General features: G+C 70.2%; 15 protein-coding genes and 1 tRNA gene. 10 read left to right on the plus strand and 6 right to left on the minus strand.

Features of this window, described 5'->3' with window-relative positions:
- Positions 1-9 precede the first annotated feature (9 nt).
- Positions 10-726: a FadR/GntR family transcriptional regulator gene (locus QSJ33_RS02585; protein ID WP_285722679.1), complete on the minus strand. Its 717-nt coding sequence runs from the start codon at positions 724-726 to the stop codon at positions 10-12.
- A 239-nt stretch (positions 727-965) separates the two neighbouring features.
- On the opposite strand from QSJ33_RS02585, the gene QSJ33_RS02590 reads away from it, so the two are divergent.
- The 6 genes from QSJ33_RS02590 to QSJ33_RS02615 all read left to right on the plus strand — a co-directional run bounded on the left by QSJ33_RS02590 (position 966) and on the right by QSJ33_RS02615 (position 8,672).
- Positions 966-2,672 (plus strand): L-lactate permease, encoded by a 1,707-nt coding sequence (locus QSJ33_RS02590; protein ID WP_285722681.1) that lies wholly within the window; start codon positions 966-968, stop codon positions 2,670-2,672.
- An 84-nt stretch (positions 2,673-2,756) separates the two neighbouring features.
- Positions 2,757-5,615 (plus strand): FAD-binding and (Fe-S)-binding domain-containing protein, encoded by a 2,859-nt coding sequence (locus QSJ33_RS02595; RefSeq protein WP_285722683.1) that lies wholly within the window; start codon positions 2,757-2,759, stop codon positions 5,613-5,615.
- Positions 5,612-6,358: a (Fe-S)-binding protein gene (locus tag QSJ33_RS02600; RefSeq protein WP_285722685.1), complete on the plus strand. Its 747-nt coding sequence runs from the start codon at positions 5,612-5,614 to the stop codon at positions 6,356-6,358. Before QSJ33_RS02595 ends, QSJ33_RS02600 begins: the two co-directional genes overlap by 4 nt.
- Positions 6,348-7,880, plus strand: coding sequence for a LutB/LldF family L-lactate oxidation iron-sulfur protein (locus QSJ33_RS02605; RefSeq protein WP_285722687.1), 1,533 nt, complete (start codon positions 6,348-6,350; stop codon positions 7,878-7,880). Before QSJ33_RS02600 ends, QSJ33_RS02605 begins: the two co-directional genes overlap by 11 nt.
- Entirely contained in the window at positions 7,873-8,559 is a 687-nt protein-coding gene (locus QSJ33_RS02610; protein WP_285722689.1) for a LutC/YkgG family protein, read from the plus strand. Before QSJ33_RS02605 ends, QSJ33_RS02610 begins: the two co-directional genes overlap by 8 nt.
- Before the next feature lie 36 nt (positions 8,560-8,595).
- A tRNA-Met gene (locus QSJ33_RS02615) sits at positions 8,596-8,672 on the plus strand.
- Positions 8,673-9,122: 450 nt separating this feature from the next.
- On the opposite strand, the gene QSJ33_RS02620 is transcribed toward QSJ33_RS02615, so the two are convergent.
- Positions 9,123-9,794, minus strand: coding sequence for an SOS response-associated peptidase (locus QSJ33_RS02620; RefSeq protein WP_285722690.1), 672 nt, complete (start codon positions 9,792-9,794; stop codon positions 9,123-9,125).
- A gap of 100 nt (positions 9,795-9,894) precedes the next feature.
- Between QSJ33_RS02620 and dinB the strand changes: the two genes are divergently transcribed.
- Together dinB and QSJ33_RS02630 are read left to right on the plus strand one after the other, a co-directional pair.
- Positions 9,895-11,142: a DNA polymerase IV gene (gene dinB / locus QSJ33_RS02625; protein ID WP_285722692.1), complete on the plus strand. Its 1,248-nt coding sequence runs from the start codon at positions 9,895-9,897 to the stop codon at positions 11,140-11,142.
- A gap of 91 nt (positions 11,143-11,233) precedes the next feature.
- Positions 11,234-11,467, plus strand: coding sequence for a hypothetical protein (locus QSJ33_RS02630; protein ID WP_285722694.1), 234 nt, complete (start codon positions 11,234-11,236; stop codon positions 11,465-11,467).
- Between the two features lie 15 nt (positions 11,468-11,482).
- Here the strand turns inward: QSJ33_RS02630 and QSJ33_RS02635 are convergent, their stop codons facing one another.
- From QSJ33_RS02635 to larE, 3 genes are read right to left on the minus strand one after another with little or no spacing between them, the layout of a single operon-like run.
- On the minus strand, positions 11,483-13,018 hold the full coding sequence (locus QSJ33_RS02635) for an ArnT family glycosyltransferase (protein WP_285722696.1): 1,536 nt from the start codon (positions 13,016-13,018) through the stop codon (positions 11,483-11,485).
- 56 nt (positions 13,019-13,074) lie between these two features.
- The gene (larB, locus tag QSJ33_RS02640) at positions 13,075-13,716 is read right to left on the minus strand and encodes a nickel pincer cofactor biosynthesis protein LarB (RefSeq protein ID WP_285722697.1); all 642 of its coding nucleotides are present in this window, start codon (positions 13,714-13,716) and stop codon (positions 13,075-13,077) included.
- Entirely contained in the window at positions 13,713-14,534 is an 822-nt protein-coding gene (gene larE, locus QSJ33_RS02645; protein WP_285722698.1) for an ATP-dependent sacrificial sulfur transferase LarE, read from the minus strand. Before larE ends, larB begins: the two co-directional genes overlap by 4 nt.
- Positions 14,535-14,586: 52 nt before the next feature.
- On the opposite strand from larE, the gene QSJ33_RS02650 reads away from it, so the two are divergent.
- Both QSJ33_RS02650 and QSJ33_RS02655 read left to right on the plus strand, forming a co-directional pair.
- Positions 14,587-15,144, plus strand: coding sequence for a hypothetical protein (locus QSJ33_RS02650; protein ID WP_285722700.1), 558 nt, complete (start codon positions 14,587-14,589; stop codon positions 15,142-15,144).
- 70 nt (positions 15,145-15,214) lie between these two features.
- Positions 15,215-16,558 (plus strand): MFS transporter, encoded by a 1,344-nt coding sequence (locus QSJ33_RS02655; protein WP_285722702.1) that lies wholly within the window; start codon positions 15,215-15,217, stop codon positions 16,556-16,558.
- Positions 16,559-16,630: 72 nt separating this feature from the next.
- On the opposite strand, the gene QSJ33_RS02660 is transcribed toward QSJ33_RS02655, so the two are convergent.
- Entirely contained in the window at positions 16,631-17,617 is a 987-nt protein-coding gene (locus QSJ33_RS02660; protein ID WP_285722704.1) for a hypothetical protein, read from the minus strand.
- Positions 17,618-17,670 lie beyond the last annotated feature (53 nt).

The raw sequence follows: 17,670 nt of genomic DNA on the forward strand, positions 1-17,670 counted from the left end.
GGTGCCGTCCTAGACGATCCACTTCCGCAGCTCGTCCTCCGCGAAGACGAGGTGGGCGTGCATGGCGCTGGCGGCGGCCTCCGGGGAGTGCGCGCGGATGGCTTCGAGGATCTCCGTATGCTGGTCGATGATCCGCTGGGCGTTCTCCTCGCCGCTCTGGTAGAGCTGGCGCCGGGCCACGGAGTTGGCCTTGGCGAACTCTTCCGAGACGGTCTTGAAGAGTTTGGTCAGCAGGCTGTTGTGGGTGGCCTCGGCCACGGCGTAGTGGAAGGCCGCGTCGAACTCCTCGCCCCGGGCGGGATCCTGCACGTTCAGCCGCTCCCGCATATTCTCCAGCATGGCCTCGATCTGGTCCACCTCCTCCTGGGTGGCCCGCTGCGCCGCCAACCGCGCCGTGGCGGTCTCGAAGATCCGCCGCATCTCGAACATGTCGAGGAGGGAGCTGCGCTCCACGGCCAGGAACATGGCCAGGGGGCGGATGATGGCGTCCGTCTCGGTGTCGCGGATGAAGGTGCCCTCCCCGGGCCGGATGTCGATGATCCCCAGCATCTCCAGGGTGCGGATGGCCTCGCGCACGGAGGCCCGGCTGACCTTGAACTGCTCGGCCATGTCCCGTTCCGGCAGCAGCCGGTCCCCGGGTTTCAGCGTGCCATCGGTGAGGAGCCGCTTGATCTGCTCCACGATCTCCTCGTAGAGGCGTCTGGTCTTGATGGGGCTGAATTCCATGGTCCGTCCGCATCCACGTTTGAGGCTGATCCTACCAGCCGCCCCGGCAGATAACCGGTCTGGGGCGCCTGATCTCTCCGGAATCCTCTGATTTAAGGGCTTGATTTCCAGATGGATGGAAAGCTGTGACGAAATACCCTGGGCGGCCGGTGGTCAGACCACCAGACCTTCGATTAGGCTTCCTGAAGTTCTTTTCAAAAAACCACCCCCTCATCCCCTGATTCCCGTCCGGAGGTTTCATGACCCCCTGGTCCCAGATCTATACCCCCGTCCTGGGGAACGTCTTCCTGTCCGCCCTGGTGGCGGCCCTGCCCGTCATCGTGCTGCTGAGTCTGCTGGCTTTCTTCCACGTGAAGGCCCACCTCTCGGCGTTCCTGGGTCTGCTGGCCGCCCTGTTCGTGGCGGTCCTGGTCTACCACATGCCGCCTTCGCTGGCGGGCATGGCCGCGGTGAACGGCGCCCTCTACGGCCTGCTGCCCATCGGCTGGATCGTGCTCAACGCGATCTTCGTCTACGACATCTCGGTGAAGTCGGGGGATTTCGAGGTGGTGAAGCACACCATCGCGGGCCTGGCCTCGGACCGCCGGATCCAGGCGCTCTTCATCGCCTTCGGCTTCGGCGCCTTCCTCGAAGGCGCGGCGGGCTTCGGCACCCCGGTGGCCATCTCCGCGGCCATGCTCATCGGCCTTGGCTTCGAGCCCCTCCAGGCCGCCGGGCTGGCGCTCATCGGGAACACGGCGCCCGTGGCCTTCGGCGCCCTGGGCACGCCCATCGTCGTGCTGGCCGCGGTCACCGGCCTTCCCGTCACCGACCTCAGCGCCGCCGCGGGCCGGATCCTCATTCCCTTCTCGCTCATGATCCCCTTCTGGATCATCTGGGTCATGGCCGGCCGCAAGGCCATGCTGGAGATCTGGCCCGCCTGCCTCACCGCCGGCGCAAGCTTCTCCCTCGTCCAGTTCCTGGTGAGCAACTACCACGGACCCTGGGTGGTGAGCATCGCCAGTTCCATCGCCTCCATGCTCTCCCTCGTGGTCCTGCTCCGGTTCTGGCAGCCGAAGACCACCTGGCGCTTCGCCCACGAGGACGCGAGCGCGACGGCTGCCCCGAAGCAGGGCCGCAAGGCCGCCCTTCGGGCCTGGATGCCCTGGGTGCTGCTCTCCATCTTCGTGTTCGCCTGGGGCATGCCCTCCGTGAAGACCGCCCTCAACGGCGGGACCAAGGCCCGCCCGAACCTCCTTTACGGCAAATCCAACCTGGTGTTCGCGGTACCGAAGCTGAACAACGCCGTCGTCCGCACCCCCCCGGTGGTACCCGCCCCCACGGTGGAGAAGGCCGAGTACACCCTGAACTGGCTCTCCGCCACGGGCACCAGCCTGCTGCTGGCCGGGCTGCTGGGCGGCCTCTTCCTGGGCTTCGGCCTCGTCGACCTCCTCAAGATCTACTGGAACACCCTGAAGCGGGTGAAGATCTCCCTGCTCACGATCATGGCCATGCTCGCCCTCGGGTTCACCACCAAGTCCGCAGGTCTGGATGCCACCGTCGGCCTCGCCTTCGCCAGCACCGGCGCCATCTTCCCGTTCTTCTCGGCCATGCTGGGCTGGCTGGGCGTGGCCCTCACCGGCAGCGACACCTCCGCCAACGTGCTCTTCGGGGGCCTGCAGAAGATCACCGCCCAGCAGCTGGGCCTGAACCCGGTGCTCACCGCCGCGGCCAACTCCGCCGGCGGCGTCATGGGCAAGATGATCGACGCCCAGAGCATCGTCGTGGCCTCCGTGGCCACTGAGCAGCAGGGCGAGGAGGGCCGCATCCTGCGCTACGTCTTCCTCCACAGCGTCACCCTGGCGGCCCTGGTGGGCCTGGTCATCTTCCTCTACGCCAAGGTGCTGCCCGGGCGCATGATGCCGGGGGCCCCGGCCCCGGTCGTGGCCGTCGCGCCGGTGAAGTGAAGGCCTCGTCCGTTTGATGGATCCTGCCGGTTCCGCCACCCACGGGCGCGGAGCCGGCGCTGGAATGAATCCCGAGGAACGCCCATGCCCGCCACCCCTGACCACCTTTCCCTCCGGGATGCCCTGGCCGCCATCGTTGGTCCCGATCGCGTCCTCGACCGCCCCGTGGACCTCATCGCCTTCGCCTCCGACGCCAGCTTCTACCGCCTGATCCCCAAGGCCATCGTCTTTGCGGGCAGCGTCGAGGAGGTCCGGGCCCTCTTCGTCCTGAGCCGGGAGCGGCGGATCCCCATGACCTTCCGGGCCGCCGGCACCAGCCTGTCGGGCCAGGCCGTCACGGACGGCATCCTGGTGGAGGTGGCCCGGAACTGGCGCGGCATCCAGGTGCTCGACCGCGGCGCCCGGGTGAAGGTCCAGCCCGGCGTCATCGGGGCCCACGTGAACCACGCCCTGCGCCCCTTCCGGGCGAAAATGGGGCCCGATCCCGCCTCCATCGCCACCTGCACCGTGGGCGGCATCCTCTCCAACAACTCCAGCGGCATGTGCTGCGGCGTGGTCCAGAACGCCTACCACACCCTGGAATCGCTCACCTTCGTCCTGCCCTCCGGGACGGTGATCGACACGGCGGCCCCCGACGCGGACGAGGCCTTCCGGCGGGCGGAGCCGGCCCTGGCCGAGGGCCTGCTGCGGCTCAAGGCCGAGATCGAGGCCAACCGTCCGCTGGCGGAGCGCATCCGGGCCAAGTATCGGATGAAGAACACCACCGGGTACTCCCTCAACGCCTTCATCGACTTCGACCGGCCCGTCGACATCTTCCGCAACCTGCTGGTGGGTTCCGAGGGCACCCTGGCCTTCATCGCCGAGGCCGTGCTGACATCCGTGCCAGACCTGCCGGTGAAGGTGACGGGCTTCCTGATCTTCCCCGACCTCCACGCGGCCTGCGCCGCCATCGTGCCCCTGCGGGATGCGGGCGCCGCGGCCCTGGAGCTGCTGGACCGGGCCTCGCTCCGCTCCGTGGAGACCCAGGCCGGCGTCCCTCCCGGCATCAAGGCCCTGCCGGAGGGCGCCGCCGCCCTGCTGGTGGAGTTCCAGGGCGCCGACGAGGGCGCCCGGGCCGACCTGGAGCGCGCCGCCCTGGCCGCAGCGTCGGGCCTCAAACTCCTGGAGCCGGCCCGCTTCACCCACGATCCGGCGGAGCAGGCCCTCCTGTGGAAGATCCGGTCCGGCACCTTCCCCTCCGTGGGGGCGGTGCGGAAGCGCGGCACCACCGTGCTCATCGAGGATGTGGCCTTCCCCGTGGAGCATCTCGCGGACGCCGCCGTGGACCTCACCCGCCTTTTCGCCAGGCACCGCTACGACGAGGCCATCCTCTTCGGCCACGCCAAGGACGGCAACCTGCACTTCGTCATCACCCAGTCCTTCAGTGATTCCAGGGAGGTGGAGCGCTACGCGGCCCTCATCGACGACGTGGTGGAGCTGGTCGTGAAGAAGTACGACGGGGCCCTCAAGGCGGAGCATGGCACCGGCCGCAACATGGCGCCCTTCGTGGAGGCCGAGTGGGGCCCCGAGGCCAAGGCGGTCATGGAGCGGTTGAAGGCGCTCGTCGATCCCGCCCGCCTGCTGAACCCCGGAGTGATCCTCAACGCCGATCCCCACTGCCACCTGGCGGACCTGAAGCCCATGCCCGGCGTGGAGGAGGAGGTCGACAAGTGCATCGAGTGCGGGTACTGCGAGCCCCGGTGCCCCAGCCGCGAGCTCACCCTCACGCCCCGGCAGCGCATCGTCGTGCGCAGGGAGATGGCCCGCCTGGAGGCGAGTCGCGAGAATCCCCTGCTGCTGGAATCGCTCCGGGGCGCCTTCCCCTACATGGGCGTGGAGACCTGCGCCGTGGACGGTCTCTGCGCCACCGCCTGTCCCGTGGGCATTGACACCGGCCAGCTCACCAAGCGCTTCCGCCGGGCCAGCCACAGCCGCCGCGCCCAGAAGCTCGCCCTCTCCGTGGCCCGGCACTTCGCCACCGTGGAGCCGGCCATGCGCCTGGCCCTTCGCACCGGCCACGCCGTGCAGAGCCTCTTCGGGCCCCGGGCCATGCCCTTCGTCACCCGCGTGATGAAGGCCTTCGGCGCCTCCCACCAGTGGAGCCCCGAGATGCCGAAGCCCGCCAAGGCCCCCCTGCCCCGCACCGCCCCGGAAGGGGCCCAGGCCATCTACTTCCCCGCCTGCATCTCGCGGATGATGGGCCACCTGCCGGGCGAGCCCGACGAACTCAGCCTCGTGGAGGCCCTGGTGCGGGTGGCTGAGCGGGCCGGCGTCCCCGTCCACATCCCCCTGGATGTCGAGGGCACCTGCTGCGGCGTCCCCTTCAGCTCCAAGGGCTACGACGAGGCCCACCGGTTCACGGTGAACCGCGCCATCGAGAAGTTCTGGGCCTGGAGCCGGGAGGGCGCCCTCCCCGTCGTCATGGACACCAGCCCCTGCACCCACGGCATGCTCACCAGCCGGGCCTACCTCACGCCCGAGAACCAGGCGAAGTTCGACCGGCTGAAGATCCTGGACAGCACCGCCTTCGCCCACGACGTGCTGCTGCCCCGGCTCCAGGTTACGCGGAAGCTGGGATCGGTGGTCCTCCACCCGGTGTGTTCCGTCACCAAGATGAACCTCCTGCCCAGGCTGGAGGGCGTCGCCCGGGCCTGCGCCGAGCAGGTGACCGTGCCCCGGGATGCCGGCTGCTGCGGCTTCGCGGGCGACCGGGGCTTCACCCACCCCGAGCTGACGGCCTCGGCCACGAAGCACGAGGCCCGGGAGGTGAAGGCCGGCCACTTCGACGGCGCCTTCGCCAGCAGCCGCACCTGCGAGGTGGGCCTCACCCGCTCGACGGGGGAGGTCTATCGTAGCTTCCTGTATCTGCTCGAGTCCGCCACCCGACCGGAGGCCGCCCAGTGAACGCCCCCAAGCCCACGAAGGCCTACTTCTACGGCACCTGCCTGGTGGACCTCTTCTTCCCGGACGCGGGGATGGCTGGCATCCAGCTGCTGCAGCGGGCCGGCGTGGAGGTGGTCTTCCCCGAGGGCCAGACCTGCTGCGGCCAGCCCGCCTACAACTGCGGCTTCTTCGAGGAGGCCCGGGCCGTGGCCCGCACCCAGATCGCCCTCTTCCCGGAGGACCTGCCCGTCATCCTGCCCTCCGGCAGCTGCGCCGGGATGATGAAGCACCACTACCCGGACCTCTTCCGGGGCCAGCCCGAGGAGGCCGCGGCCCTGGCCTTTAGCGCCCGGGTGTACGAGCTCACCCAGTTCCTCGTGGACGTGCTGGAGGTGCGGCTCGAGGACCTGGGCCAGCCCGTGAAGGTGACGTGGCACAGCTCCTGCCACGCCCTGCGGGACCTGGGCCTGAAGGGGCAGCCCCAGGCGCTGATCGGCCAACTGGCCCACGTCGAGCTGGCGCCCCTGGCCCGGGAGCGGGAGTGCTGCGGCTTCGGGGGCACCTTCTCCGTCCGCCACCCGGAAATTTCCGGCGCCATGTCCTGCGACAAGGCCGCGGATGCCCTGGCCACGGGCGCCGAGGTGGTGCTCTCCACGGACGGCGGCTGCCTCCTCAACGTGAAGGGCGTGCTGGAGGCCCAGGCCGCGCCCATGCGGGTCCAGCACATCGCCGAGTTCCTGTGGGAGCGCACCCATGCACGGTGAGACCGACATGAACGAGGGGGGACCGTCCGGCCGCTTCGCGCCCTCTGCGTCCCCCCTCGTGCACCCCCACGTGGTGACCGAGCGAAGCCCGGCCACCACGTCTGACCTGAGCTTCCGCGCCTCCGCCGCGAAGGCCCTGGGCGACGTCCAGCTCCGGGCCAACTTCCGCCGCGCCATGGACGGGCTCATGGCCAAACGGGCTGCGCAATTCCCGGATCCCGGGGACCTCCAGGAGCTCCGTGACCTGGGCACCGCGGTCCGCGCCCGCAGCCTCCTGCGCCTGCCGGAGCTGCTGGAGCAGCTGGAGGCCAGCTGCTCCCGGAACGGCATCCAGGTCCACTGGGCGGAGACCTGCGACCAGGCCAATGCCCTCATCCTCGGCCTGCTCCAGGCGAAGGGCGCCACCCGGCTGGTGAAGGGCAAGAGCATGGTCTCCGAGGAGATGCACCTCAACGCCTTCCTGGAGTCGCACGGCATCGAGTCCCTGGAATCGGACCTGGGCGAGTACATCATCCAGCTCGACCACGAGACGCCCAGCCACATCATCATGCCGGCCATCCACAAGAACAAAGGCCAGATCGCCCGGCAGTTCAGCCAGAAGATCAAGGACGCGAAGTACACCGAGGACGTGGACGAGCTCACGGCCCTGGCCCGCAAGGTGCTGCGCCAGAAGTTCCTGGAGGCCGATGCCGGGCTCTCCGGCGTGAACTTCGCCGTGGCCGAGACCGGGACCCTCTGCCTCGTGGAGAACGAGGGCAACGGGCGCATGAGCACCCACGTGCCGCCCCTGCACATCGCCGTCATGGGCCTGGAGAAGGTGGTGGCACGGCTCGAGGATGTGGCGCCCCTCTACGCCCTGCTCACCCGCTCGGCCACGGGCCAGCCCGTCAGCACCTACTTCAACCTCATCAGCGGCCCCCGGGCGGAAGGAGAGAAGGACGGCCCCCGGGAGGTCCACCTGGTCATCCTGGACAACGGCCGGTCGCGGATCTACGGCGATCCCCAGCTCCAGGCCACGCTCCGCTGCATCCGCTGCGGGGCCTGCATGAACCACTGCCCGGTCTACACCCGCGTGGGCGGCCACGCCTACGAGGCGGTCTATCCCGGCCCCATCGGCAAGATCCTCACCCCCCAGATGGAGGGCGTGGGCCTGCGCCACGACCTCATCCACGGCTCCAGCCTCTGCGGCGCCTGCAGCGAGGTGTGCCCCGTGGAGATCCCCATCCCCGACATCCTCGTGCGCCTGCGCCGGGAGGCCACCCATGCCGACGCCGGATCGAAGGTGGCCGGCAAGGGGACCGGCCGCACGGCCGCCGAGGACCTGGCCTGGCGGGCCTGGGCCGCCGTCCTGAAACGGCCCGGCCTCTACCGCTTCTCCGTCTGGTTCGCCACCCGCTTCCGGCGCTTCATCCCGGGCGGACTGCCCCTGCTGAAGGCCTGGACGATGTCCCGCACCAAGCCCCTGCCCGCCCCGCGCTCCCTGCAGGAGCGCCTCCGCTCGGAGGGCCTCCCCCGTGTCTGACGCCCGACCCGATTCCCGTTCCGCCATCCTCGCCCGCCTCCGCGCGGCCGGTTCCGGCGGCCCCCTCCCGGACCTGGATACCGCGGTCCTGGAACGTCGCCGCTGGACGCCCGCCGAACGGGTCCGGCGCCTGCGCCAGGGCATGGAGGCCATCCACGCCGAGTTCCTGGAGGCCCGGCCGGACGATTGGCCCGCGGTCATCCGCGCCTTCTGCGAACGGGAGGGCCTCCGGACCCTCCTCTTCGGGCCCACCACCGAGGCCGGCCGCCGCCTGGCCGAGGCCATGGCCGGATCGGCCACCACCCTGCGCCCCTACGACGCCCCCGTGGAGACCTTCAAGGCCGAGCTGTTCCAATCCGTGGACGCCGGGTTCACCACCACCCTGGGTGGCGTGGCCGAGACCGGCGGCCTCCTGCTGGCGCCCGGACCCCGGGAACCGCGCCTGCTCTCCCTGGTGCCGCCCCTCCACCTCGCCCTGCTGCGGGCCTCCACGATCCACGACACCCTCTGGTCCGCCATCCGGGCCCTGGGCTGGGGCCAGGCAGCGCCGCAGAACGCCCTGATGATCTCCGGCCCCAGCAAGACCGCCGACATCGAGCAGACCCTCGCCTACGGCGTCCATGGCCCCAAACGCCTCGTGGTGGCCCTCGTGGACGACCTCCCCGGAAGTCCGAAGTAGACGGAGACCCGCGCCCCCGCTACACTGACCCTTCCCGGCTGGGTAGCTCAGGTGGTTAGAGCGAGGGTCTCATAATCCCTAGGTCGGCAGTTCGAGTCTGCCTCCAGCCACCACCATCCACACCGGAGCCGAGCGCTCCGGTGTTTTTGTACGCCCACCCCAGCTCACAGACTCGGACTGCCGAGAAGCAGTGGCGGCCCGGTAGCCCGCAGCGAGCAAGGCCCCAGTGGGGCCTGCGCAGCGGCCGCGGGCGGGGCCAGCCACGCGCCAGTTCGAGTCTGCCTCCTTCGGGTCGCGCGGCCGCGGCCCGAAGTCTTACGTCAGCCACCATTTCAATCACCGGAGCTCGCGCTCCGGTGTTTTGCGTACGCCCGGCCGGAGCCGCAGACTCGGACTGCCGAGAAGCAGTGGCGGCCCGGTAGGGGCCAGGTGGGGACGCCCCTGTGGGGCGTCGGAGCCGTCGGCCCCGGGGCCAGCCACGCGCCAGTTCGAGTCTGCCCCCCTATTCCCCAGGACTTGAAAATCCAAAGCCTCTCCTGATTTCGGGGCATGGCCGAGGTTACTCAGGTCCGATCGGGAAGGATCAATTCCGGCCCGTCGTTCCGGACATCCCCGACGGCCAGGCTCACCGGATGGGCCGCCATCCGTTCCGCAGGGTAGGGCACCAGGAGCGGGGCCAGTTCCCGGGTCTGGGCCGCGGAATCCAGCCAGAGCGGCCAGGCCTCCCGGGGGAGGATGACGGGCATCCGGTGGTGGATCCCGGCCATCAGCCCGTTCGGCTCCGTGGTGATGATGCAGGCGCTCACCATGACCTCGCCGTTCGGTCCGTGCCAGTCCTCCATCAGGCCGGCGAAGGCGAAGGGCGCTCCCGGTTCGGCGGGGTGGATGTAGAAGGGCTGCTTCGCCTTCCCCTCTGCCTTCCACTCGTAGAACCCAGAAGCCGGCACCAGGCACCGCTTGCGCTTGAAGGCCCCCCGGAAGGTCGGCTTCTCCTCCAGGGTCTCGGCCCGGGCGTTGATGGGCTTGGAGAAGGCGTTCGGATCCTTCACCCAACCCGGGATCAGGCCCCAGAAGGCCACGTCCGCCACCCGCTGGTCCCGCTCGGGCCGAACGATGACGATGTACTGCCCCGGGGCGATGTTGTAGCCGCTCCGGATGGCGAAGCCGGGGGGCACCATCCCGAAAGCTGCGGCCAAGGACCTGGCGGTGAACTCGAAGGTGTAGCGGCCGCACATGCGCCCAGGGTAGCGCGGAGCGGCCGGCTGGGATTCCCCCTGGCCTGCCCCGGAGGCTGCCCCACCGGCCCGGAGCCATACTGGGAGACGAGGAACCCCCATGGCCGCCAGTCCAGCCCCATCCCCCCAGCCCGGCCCCGGCGACGGCGTCCGGCCTGCCGGGTCTCCACCCGGAGGGGAACGGGAATCGGACCCTCCCCGTCGCATCGCCCACCTGGACATGGACGCCTTCTTCGCCTCGGTGGAGCTGCTGGAGCATCCGGAACTGAGGGGCCTGCCGGTGGTGGTGGGCGGTCGCCGTGCCCTGGTGGCATCCCGTGGGGACGGCCTTCCCAGGCTCAAGGACTACGCCGGCCGCGGCGTGGTCACCACCGCCACCTACGAGGCCCGTGCCTTCGGCGTGCACAGCGGCATGGGGTTGATGAAGGCGGCGGCGCTGGCCCCCGAGGCGATCCTGCTGCCCGCCCACTTCGAGGCCTACAGCCGTGTCTCCCGGGCCTTCAAGGCCGCCGCGACGGCGGTGGCGCCGCGGATGGAGGACCGCGGCATCGACGAGATCTACCTGGACCTGACGGACCTGGCCGACGACTCGCTGGCGTTGGCCCGCCAACTGAAGGCCGCCGTGAGGGAGGCGACGGGACTCACCTGCTCCATCGGCATCACGCCGAACAAGCTGCTGTCCAAGCTCGCCTCGGAGCTGCAGAAGCCGGACGGCATCACGATCCTGGGCTTGGAGGACATCCCCGCCCGCATCTGGCCCCTGCCCTGCGCCGCGGTCAACGGCATCGGCCCGAAGGCCACGGAGAGACTGAAGACCTCGGGGATCTTGACCATCGGGGACCTGGCCAGGGCCGACCCCGCCTGGCTGGTGGCGCAGTTCGGCCCCAGCTACGGGGCCTGGCTCCACGCGGCGGCCCTCGGACGGGACGACCGGCCCGTGGTGACGGTGCGGGAGCCCAAGTCCATCAGCCGGGAGACCACCTTCGAGCGGGATCTCCATCCCAGGCTGGACCGGGAGGAGCTGTCGCGCATCCTGCTGGACCTCTGCGAGCGGCTCGCCGCGGACCTCGCGCGGAAGGGCTACCGGACCGGGGGGGTCGGCATCAAGCTGCGGTACGACGACTTCACGACCGTCACCCGGGACCAGGTGCTCCCCGAACCCGTGGCCGACGCCGGCTCCCTGCGCCAGACCGCCCGGGCCTGCCTCAGGCGCGTGCCCCTGGATCGCCGGCTGCGCCTGCTGGGCATCCGCGCGGGGCACCTGCTGACCGAGGCCGGGTACCAGGCGCATCGGGCGCAGGCCGGGGCCCGCCGGGAACCGGGCCTGTTTCCGGAGCTCGAGGGGTAGCACACCCGGTTGAAGGTGCCCCTGGCCCCGCGGCCATGGGCGCATACATTCTCCATGCCGGACTGGAGCGCCACGCTCCCCCGGGGGCCTCATGGGGACCGCCGACTACTGCGCACTCGTCGTCCTCCTGCTCGCGGGGCTCATCGCCCTGTCCATCCGGAAGGAGGAGAAGCGCGAGGCCGACCGCCGGCAGCAGGGCGGCCCTCCGCCCGCCGGCCTGGAGCAGCGGTCCGGCCAGGACCGGCGGGATCGCTCGCTGTCCGCGTACCTCGCGTGGGCCACCCGTTCCCAGTGGCTGAAGCTCAGGGCCCTGTTCCACGGGTGAGGGCGCCGGGGCGGTTCAGTTCCAGTGCGTGATCCGGGGCCAGATCGTGTGCAACGGTGTCCGGAGGCCCCGGCCGAGGTAGATGGGCCGGTTCTCCTCGGCCATGCCCCAGGGCGAGTGGTGCACGGCGACCTCCGTGACGGAATCGAAGTGGCCTTCGAGCCCCTCCCGGCTGCAGCCCAGGCAGATCAGGTTGGCCGGCTCCACGGCGGGCAGGCCCCAGTAGGAATCGGCCTGATGGGCACAGATGGCCGTCGGCAGCCCCAGGGCCGGTCCGAACTGGTTGATGGCGCCGGCCTCGCCGTAGTTCCCCGCATAGATGCCGGTCTTGGCGCGCTCCTCCGGCGGGAGCGAGGCGTAGATGCGGGCGACCTCCTGGGCCATCTCCGGCCATCCGAACTGATCGCCGAGGACCTGGTCCAGAGGCCCGGCGTGGCTCACCTCGGCCCGCTCGGGCTTCAGGCCCAGGCGGACCTGGTAGGCATGCAGCTTCTGAGGGGGGAGCAGGGGCACGAAGACGGGCACGAAGAGGAGGAAGGTGGCGGCCACGCCCGCGGCCGGAACGGCCCTGGGCCAGGCCTTCGCCCGGCTCCAGCGCCAGCGGTCGAGGGCCGCCTCCAGGGCCACGGCGCCCGCCGCGAAGAGCATGGGGTAGATGGCCGCGAGGTAGTAGTTCTTGCCGTGGAGCAGGATCATGGCCCCCAGCAGCAGCAGGTAGAACCAGCCCAGGACGCGCGCCTCCCGCCGCCGGAACAGTGCAACGAGGCCGGCCAGCCAGACCGGCAGGAGCAGGGGATCCAGGAACTCGATCTGCTGCTTCACGAAGGCCAGAGGCCCCAGCACCACGTTCTTGCCTTCGCGCCGGATGTTCTCCATGTCCGTGAGGAGGGGGAAGTGGTTCCGCACCTGCCAGAGCAGGGCCGGCAGGAAGAGAAGCAGGGCGAGGCCCACCCCGGCCCAGAAGGCCGGCTTCCGGAATTCCCGCCGGAGGGGCGTGAGGGCCATGGCGACCAGGAAACAGAGCAGCACCAGACCCATCGTGTACTTCAGGAGCAGGCCCAGACCCGCCACCAGGCCGAACCAGAGCCAGAGCCGGGAGTCTCCGGTCCGGGCGATGCGCAGGGCGAGGAGGACGCAGCCCATCCAGAACAGGGGCTCCCAGGCCCCCACACAGAGGACGCCGTCCATGGCCAGGAAGATGGGAGCTGCCAGCACGCAGAGCCCGGCAAAGGCCTGTGCGAAGCCCTTCCCCCCCAGCTCCCGGGCCAGCAGGGAGGCGCTGAGGACCGTGACCGCGCCGCCGAGGGCCGCCAGGGCACGGACGACCGGCAGAGAGCCGCCCGCCAGGAGCGCGGCTTTGAAGAGCCACACGATCCCCGGAGCGTCGTCCACGTAGCCCCACTGGAGGTGCCGGGCGCAGTCCAGGAAGTAGAGTTCGTCCCGGAAGTAGCCGTAGGAGCCGCTCGCCGCCAGGTGCAGGAGGAGCTTTACCGCCACGACGAATCCCACGAGCCGCCAGGCCACCGGGGGGAGTTCCCTCGACGTTGCCATGCACAACCTCCTGGATCAGGCTTGCCAGGCCGGCTACGGAAGGGGAGGCCGCCGGGTTAGGACCGCCTGGCGAGGTGTCCGACGACCTTGATGGCGCAGCAGGCGGCACCGAAGCCGTTGTCGATGTTCACGACGGCGATGCCGGGACTGCAGGAGGCCAGCATGCCATGGAGGGCCGTGGTGCCGCCGATGGCCACGCCGGTGCCGATGCTGGTGGGCACGGCGATGACGAGGCTGTCCACCAGGCCCGCGAGCACGCTGGGGAGCGCCCCCTCCATGCCCGCGCAGACGATGATCGCCGGGCAGACCCGCAGCTCGGGCAGCACGGACTGGAGCCGGTGGAGCCCCGCCACGCCCACATCGAAGAAGGTCTTCACCGGATGGCCAAGGGCCTCCAGCACGGCCTTCGCCTCCATGGCCACGGGGATGTCGCCGGTGCCCGCCGTGAGCAGGCCCACGGGCGGCTGGTCCCGCAGGGGCCGGGGCGCGCGCACGGCGGTCCGGGCCACGGGATCCACCTGGGCCAGGCCCTCGACCGCGGCCATCTGGGCGTCAGAGAGCCGGGTGGCCAGCCGCAGGCCTTCACCCTCGGAGAAGAGCCGTACCACCTGCTCCACGGTTTTGCCGGGGGCGAAGACGACCTCGGGGATGCCCGTGCGGGACTCGCGGTCATGATCCCAGCGGATGTCAGCGTTCACGGCGCCACCTCCAGGGCCTTGGCCAGGCTGCCGCTCTGGATTCCGCCCAGGTCCAGGGCCGGGAACCGGAAGCCGGCCCGCCAGCAGGCGCGTTCCAGGTCGGAGCGCAGGGGCTCGGCCAGGGCCAGCCGGGCCAGGTCCGGGTCCAGTTCGATGCGGACGATGCTCTCGTGCCAGCGGGCCCGGGCGGGCCAGAGCCCGCGGCTGCGGAGGAAGGCCTCCACCTGCTCCACCTGGGCCAGGCGTTCGGGGGTCACCTCGACACCCACGGGGAACCGGCTGGCCAGGCAGGGCGAGGCGGCCTTGTCGGCGTTGGGCAGGCCCCAGTGCCGGGCCAGCGTCCGCACGGCCTCCTTGCCGAAGCCCGCGGCCACCAGGGGCTGGAACACCCCGTGCTCGGCCGCCGCCTTCAGGCCCGGTCGGATGTCGCCGAGATCCTCGATCTGGGTGCCGTTCAGCAGCAGACCGTCCGCGGCCGCCGACGCGAAGGCCTCCGCGGTGTCGTAGAGGGCGCTCTTGCAGTGGTAGCAGCGGTCCCCGGCGTTGGCCCGGTAGCCGGGGCGGTCCGACTCCCCGGCCTCGAGCTCCCGCAGGTCGGCCCCCAGCAGTCCGGCCAGGGCATGGGCCTCGGCGCGCTCGTCCGAGGCCAGGGCCGGCCCCACCGCCAGCAGGGCCGTGGTGGGTGCGCCCAGGCGCAGGCAGGCGGCCAGGACGACGGTGGAGTCGATCCCCGCGGAAAAGCACACGTACGCGGGACGACCGTCCAGACGGGTCCGGAGGACATCCAGGAGGCGGGTCTCGAGGGCGGCTGCGTCCATCCCTCCAGTGTGTCACCATCGGGACCCGAACCAAGCCCGCAGAAGGAAACCCATGCGCCGACCCCTCCTGACCGCCCTCCTGATCCCGGCCGCCCTGCTCTCCCTGGCCTGCAGTTCCAAGCTCGAAAAGGACAAGGCCGAAGCGCTCCTCGCCAAGGCCTATCCGGTGGTGGTGCCTGTCCCCGTGCCCGAACGGGCCTCCGCCGAGAAGGGGAGCCCCGAGGCCCTGCGCCTCCAGGCCCTCAAGGAGAACCTGGACCGCAGCGGCTGGTTCGACATCGCCAGGACGGAGGAGGGGAATCGCGAGACCTACACCTTCCGGCTGAAGGCGGACGCACCGAAGACCATCACCGCCGCCCCGAAGGGCTTTCGCATCCCGGCCGCCGAGGCGGTCTTCGTGCGGGCCCTGCGCCTGGAACCGACCCGCGAGGGCGCCAGGGTGGCCTACCAGATCCGGCTGGCGAACCCCACGGCGCAGTTCCCGCTGTTCCAGGCCCTGCACCCGGACGTCGCCCTGGGCGCCATGAAGGAGCGCCACGCCACCTTCGAGCGGCACGGCGGGCGGTGGGAGCTGACCGGCACGGACGAGTCCTTCCACAAGGCGGATTGAGACGGCCGTTACAGGTTCGTCACTTGGGGCATCCGGGCGGGTCCGGTAGCCTGGAGACCTCGAGGTCACATTGGAACAGCACAGTCGCGCCTTCCGCTTCCGCCGGTTCCTGAACTGGTTCCCCCTCGGCCTCACCTACGCGGCCATGTACATGGGCCGCTACAACTTCAACATCGTGAAGGCCGACATCGGGCGCATGTACCACCTGGACATCGCGCAGATGGGCCTCATCGCCACCCTGGGCTTCTGGACCTACGGGCTGTCCGTCGCCCTCACCGGGCCCCTGGCGGACCGCATCGGCGGGCGGAAGGCCATCCTCTACGGCGCCCTGGGCGCGGCGGTGCTGAACCTCGCCGTGGGCCTCATGTTCCTGGGTGGCTTCACCGCCAAGCTCATGGTCAGCATGAGCCTGCTCTGGAGCGCGAACATGTTCTTCCAGAGCCTCGGCGCGCTGTCCGTGGTGAAGGTCAACAGCACCTGGTTCCATGTGGAGGAGCGCGGCGTCTTCGGCGGGATCTTCGGGATCATGATCTCCTCCGGCTACTTCTTCGCGGTGTCCGCCGGCTCCTTCATCCTCAGCCACCTGGCCTGGTACTGGGTCTTCCTCGTCCCCAGCCTGGCCATGGGCGTGATGTTCCTGGTGGATCTCACCCTCGTGCGCAACCGCCCCAGCCATGCGGGCTTCGGGGACTTCGACACCGGCGACGGCTCCCGCGCCCAGGATGCCGAGGACGCCCCCCTGCCCCTCCGGGAGCTGATGCGCAAGGTCTTCCACAACCCGATCATCGTGTCCTTGATCTTCGCGGAGTTCTGCACGGGCTTCGTCCGCCAGGGCGTGATGCTCTACTTCACGGAATACCTCAGCGCCGTGTACGGCCTGTCGAACCGGGCCGGGCTGTACTGGTGGACCGGCGTGGCCTTCATGTTCGGCGGCATCTTCGGGGGCCTGCTCTGCGGCTGGATGAGCGACAAGCTCTTCCAGTCCCGCCGCCCCCCGGTGGCCTTCCTCTTCTACCTGGTGCAGGTGGTCATGCTGGGCCTGCTGGGCGCCGCGCTCGGCCATGGCACCCACGGCGGAGAGATCTGGGCCATCGTCCTGCTGGGCCTCACCGCCATGTTCATCTTCGGCGTCCACGGCATGCTGACGGGCACCGCCTCCATGGACTTCGGCGGGCGCAAGGCCGCCGCCACCGTCGCCGGCGCCCTGGATGGCATCCAGTACATCGGATCGGGCCTCACGGGCTTCGGCCTGGGCTACCTCCTCAAGACCCATGGCTGGGACGGCGTGGCCACCGCCGGCCACACGCCCACGAGCGCCTGGGTCTGGGTGGGGAGCATCATCCCCTTCAGCCTGGTGGGGGCCTTCATCATGACCCGCCTCTGGCACGCCAAGCCCAGCGCCGGGGCGCACTGAGGCCCATCCGACCCGCAGACGGCACAGATTCGAAGGCCAAAGGAATCTGTGTGAACCTGGGGATGAAGGCCTTTACTTCGCCAGCTGGTCGAAGGCGGCCTTGAGCCCGCCATGGATGGCCTTCACGTCCTCGACCTTCCACAGGCTCCGCTCCTCGCGGACGAAGGTGGTGAGGTCCCTCCGGTTGTCGAAACGGGCCACCGGCAGGTGGTACACCTTCGCGGCGTAGCGGTCGCCTTCGGGGACGATGCGTTCCACGCGGATGGTGCCGGGGCGGTCGCTCTGCTCCAGGAGCCAGGCCATGTCGTCGCAACCGTACTGGCCGAGCATCACCTCCATGGGCACGCTGTGGTGGAGGATGCTGCCCTGGCCATCCGGCCGGCCGCGCTCGATGTTCTTGCGCCGGCTCTCGGCCGGATCCACCCACACGTAGAGCACTGCGGCCCTCTCCAGGATGGCGGGCGCCAGCGTCTGGAAGGCGGTCTCGTAGCCGTGGGGCGGGGTCAGGGGGAAGGCCGACCCGTTGGCGCCGCCCCGGGCCGCCTCGATGACCAGGGTCTTCCCGGCCTTGTCCTGGGCGTTCTGGCGGTTGAGGGCGTCGAGCTCGGCCCGGCACTCGGCCTCCAGGGCGGCGGCCACCTTCAGCCGGAGACGGTGGGGCAGTTCTCCCATCGGCTGCGCCAGGCCCACCTTGGCGTGGGCCGCATCCAGACGGTCCATGAGGTGCTGCGCCGCGCTGGGGACCACCACCTGGCGCCCGGCCATGAGATCGGCGTAGTCCTCGTTCAGCAGCTCGATGAGGACGGCCCAGGTCCAGTTGTCCCGGAAGGGGCGGTTCGGGCCGTGGTAGTAGGCGTAGTCGAGGCCGTTCGCCTTCAGCTCGTCGTCGATCCGGTGCATGAGGTGGACGTAGGGATAGTCGTCCAGCTGGAGGGTGGGCCCCATGTGGAAGTCGTTCCGGCACTGGTCGGGTGTGAGGCTGGCCAGGTACCGCCGGACCTCGGACTTGCCGGAGGCCGGAAGGCTGAAGAGCAGGATCGTGTCGAGGAGCTGGCTCATGGTCCACCGTGGCGCGAATCCTCAAGCATGCCATGACCGATCGCCGGGCGCCC

It is taken from the genome of Geothrix rubra (assembly GCF_030268065.1).
GTDB classification, from domain to species: domain Bacteria; phylum Acidobacteriota; class Holophagae; order Holophagales; family Holophagaceae; genus Geothrix; species Geothrix rubra.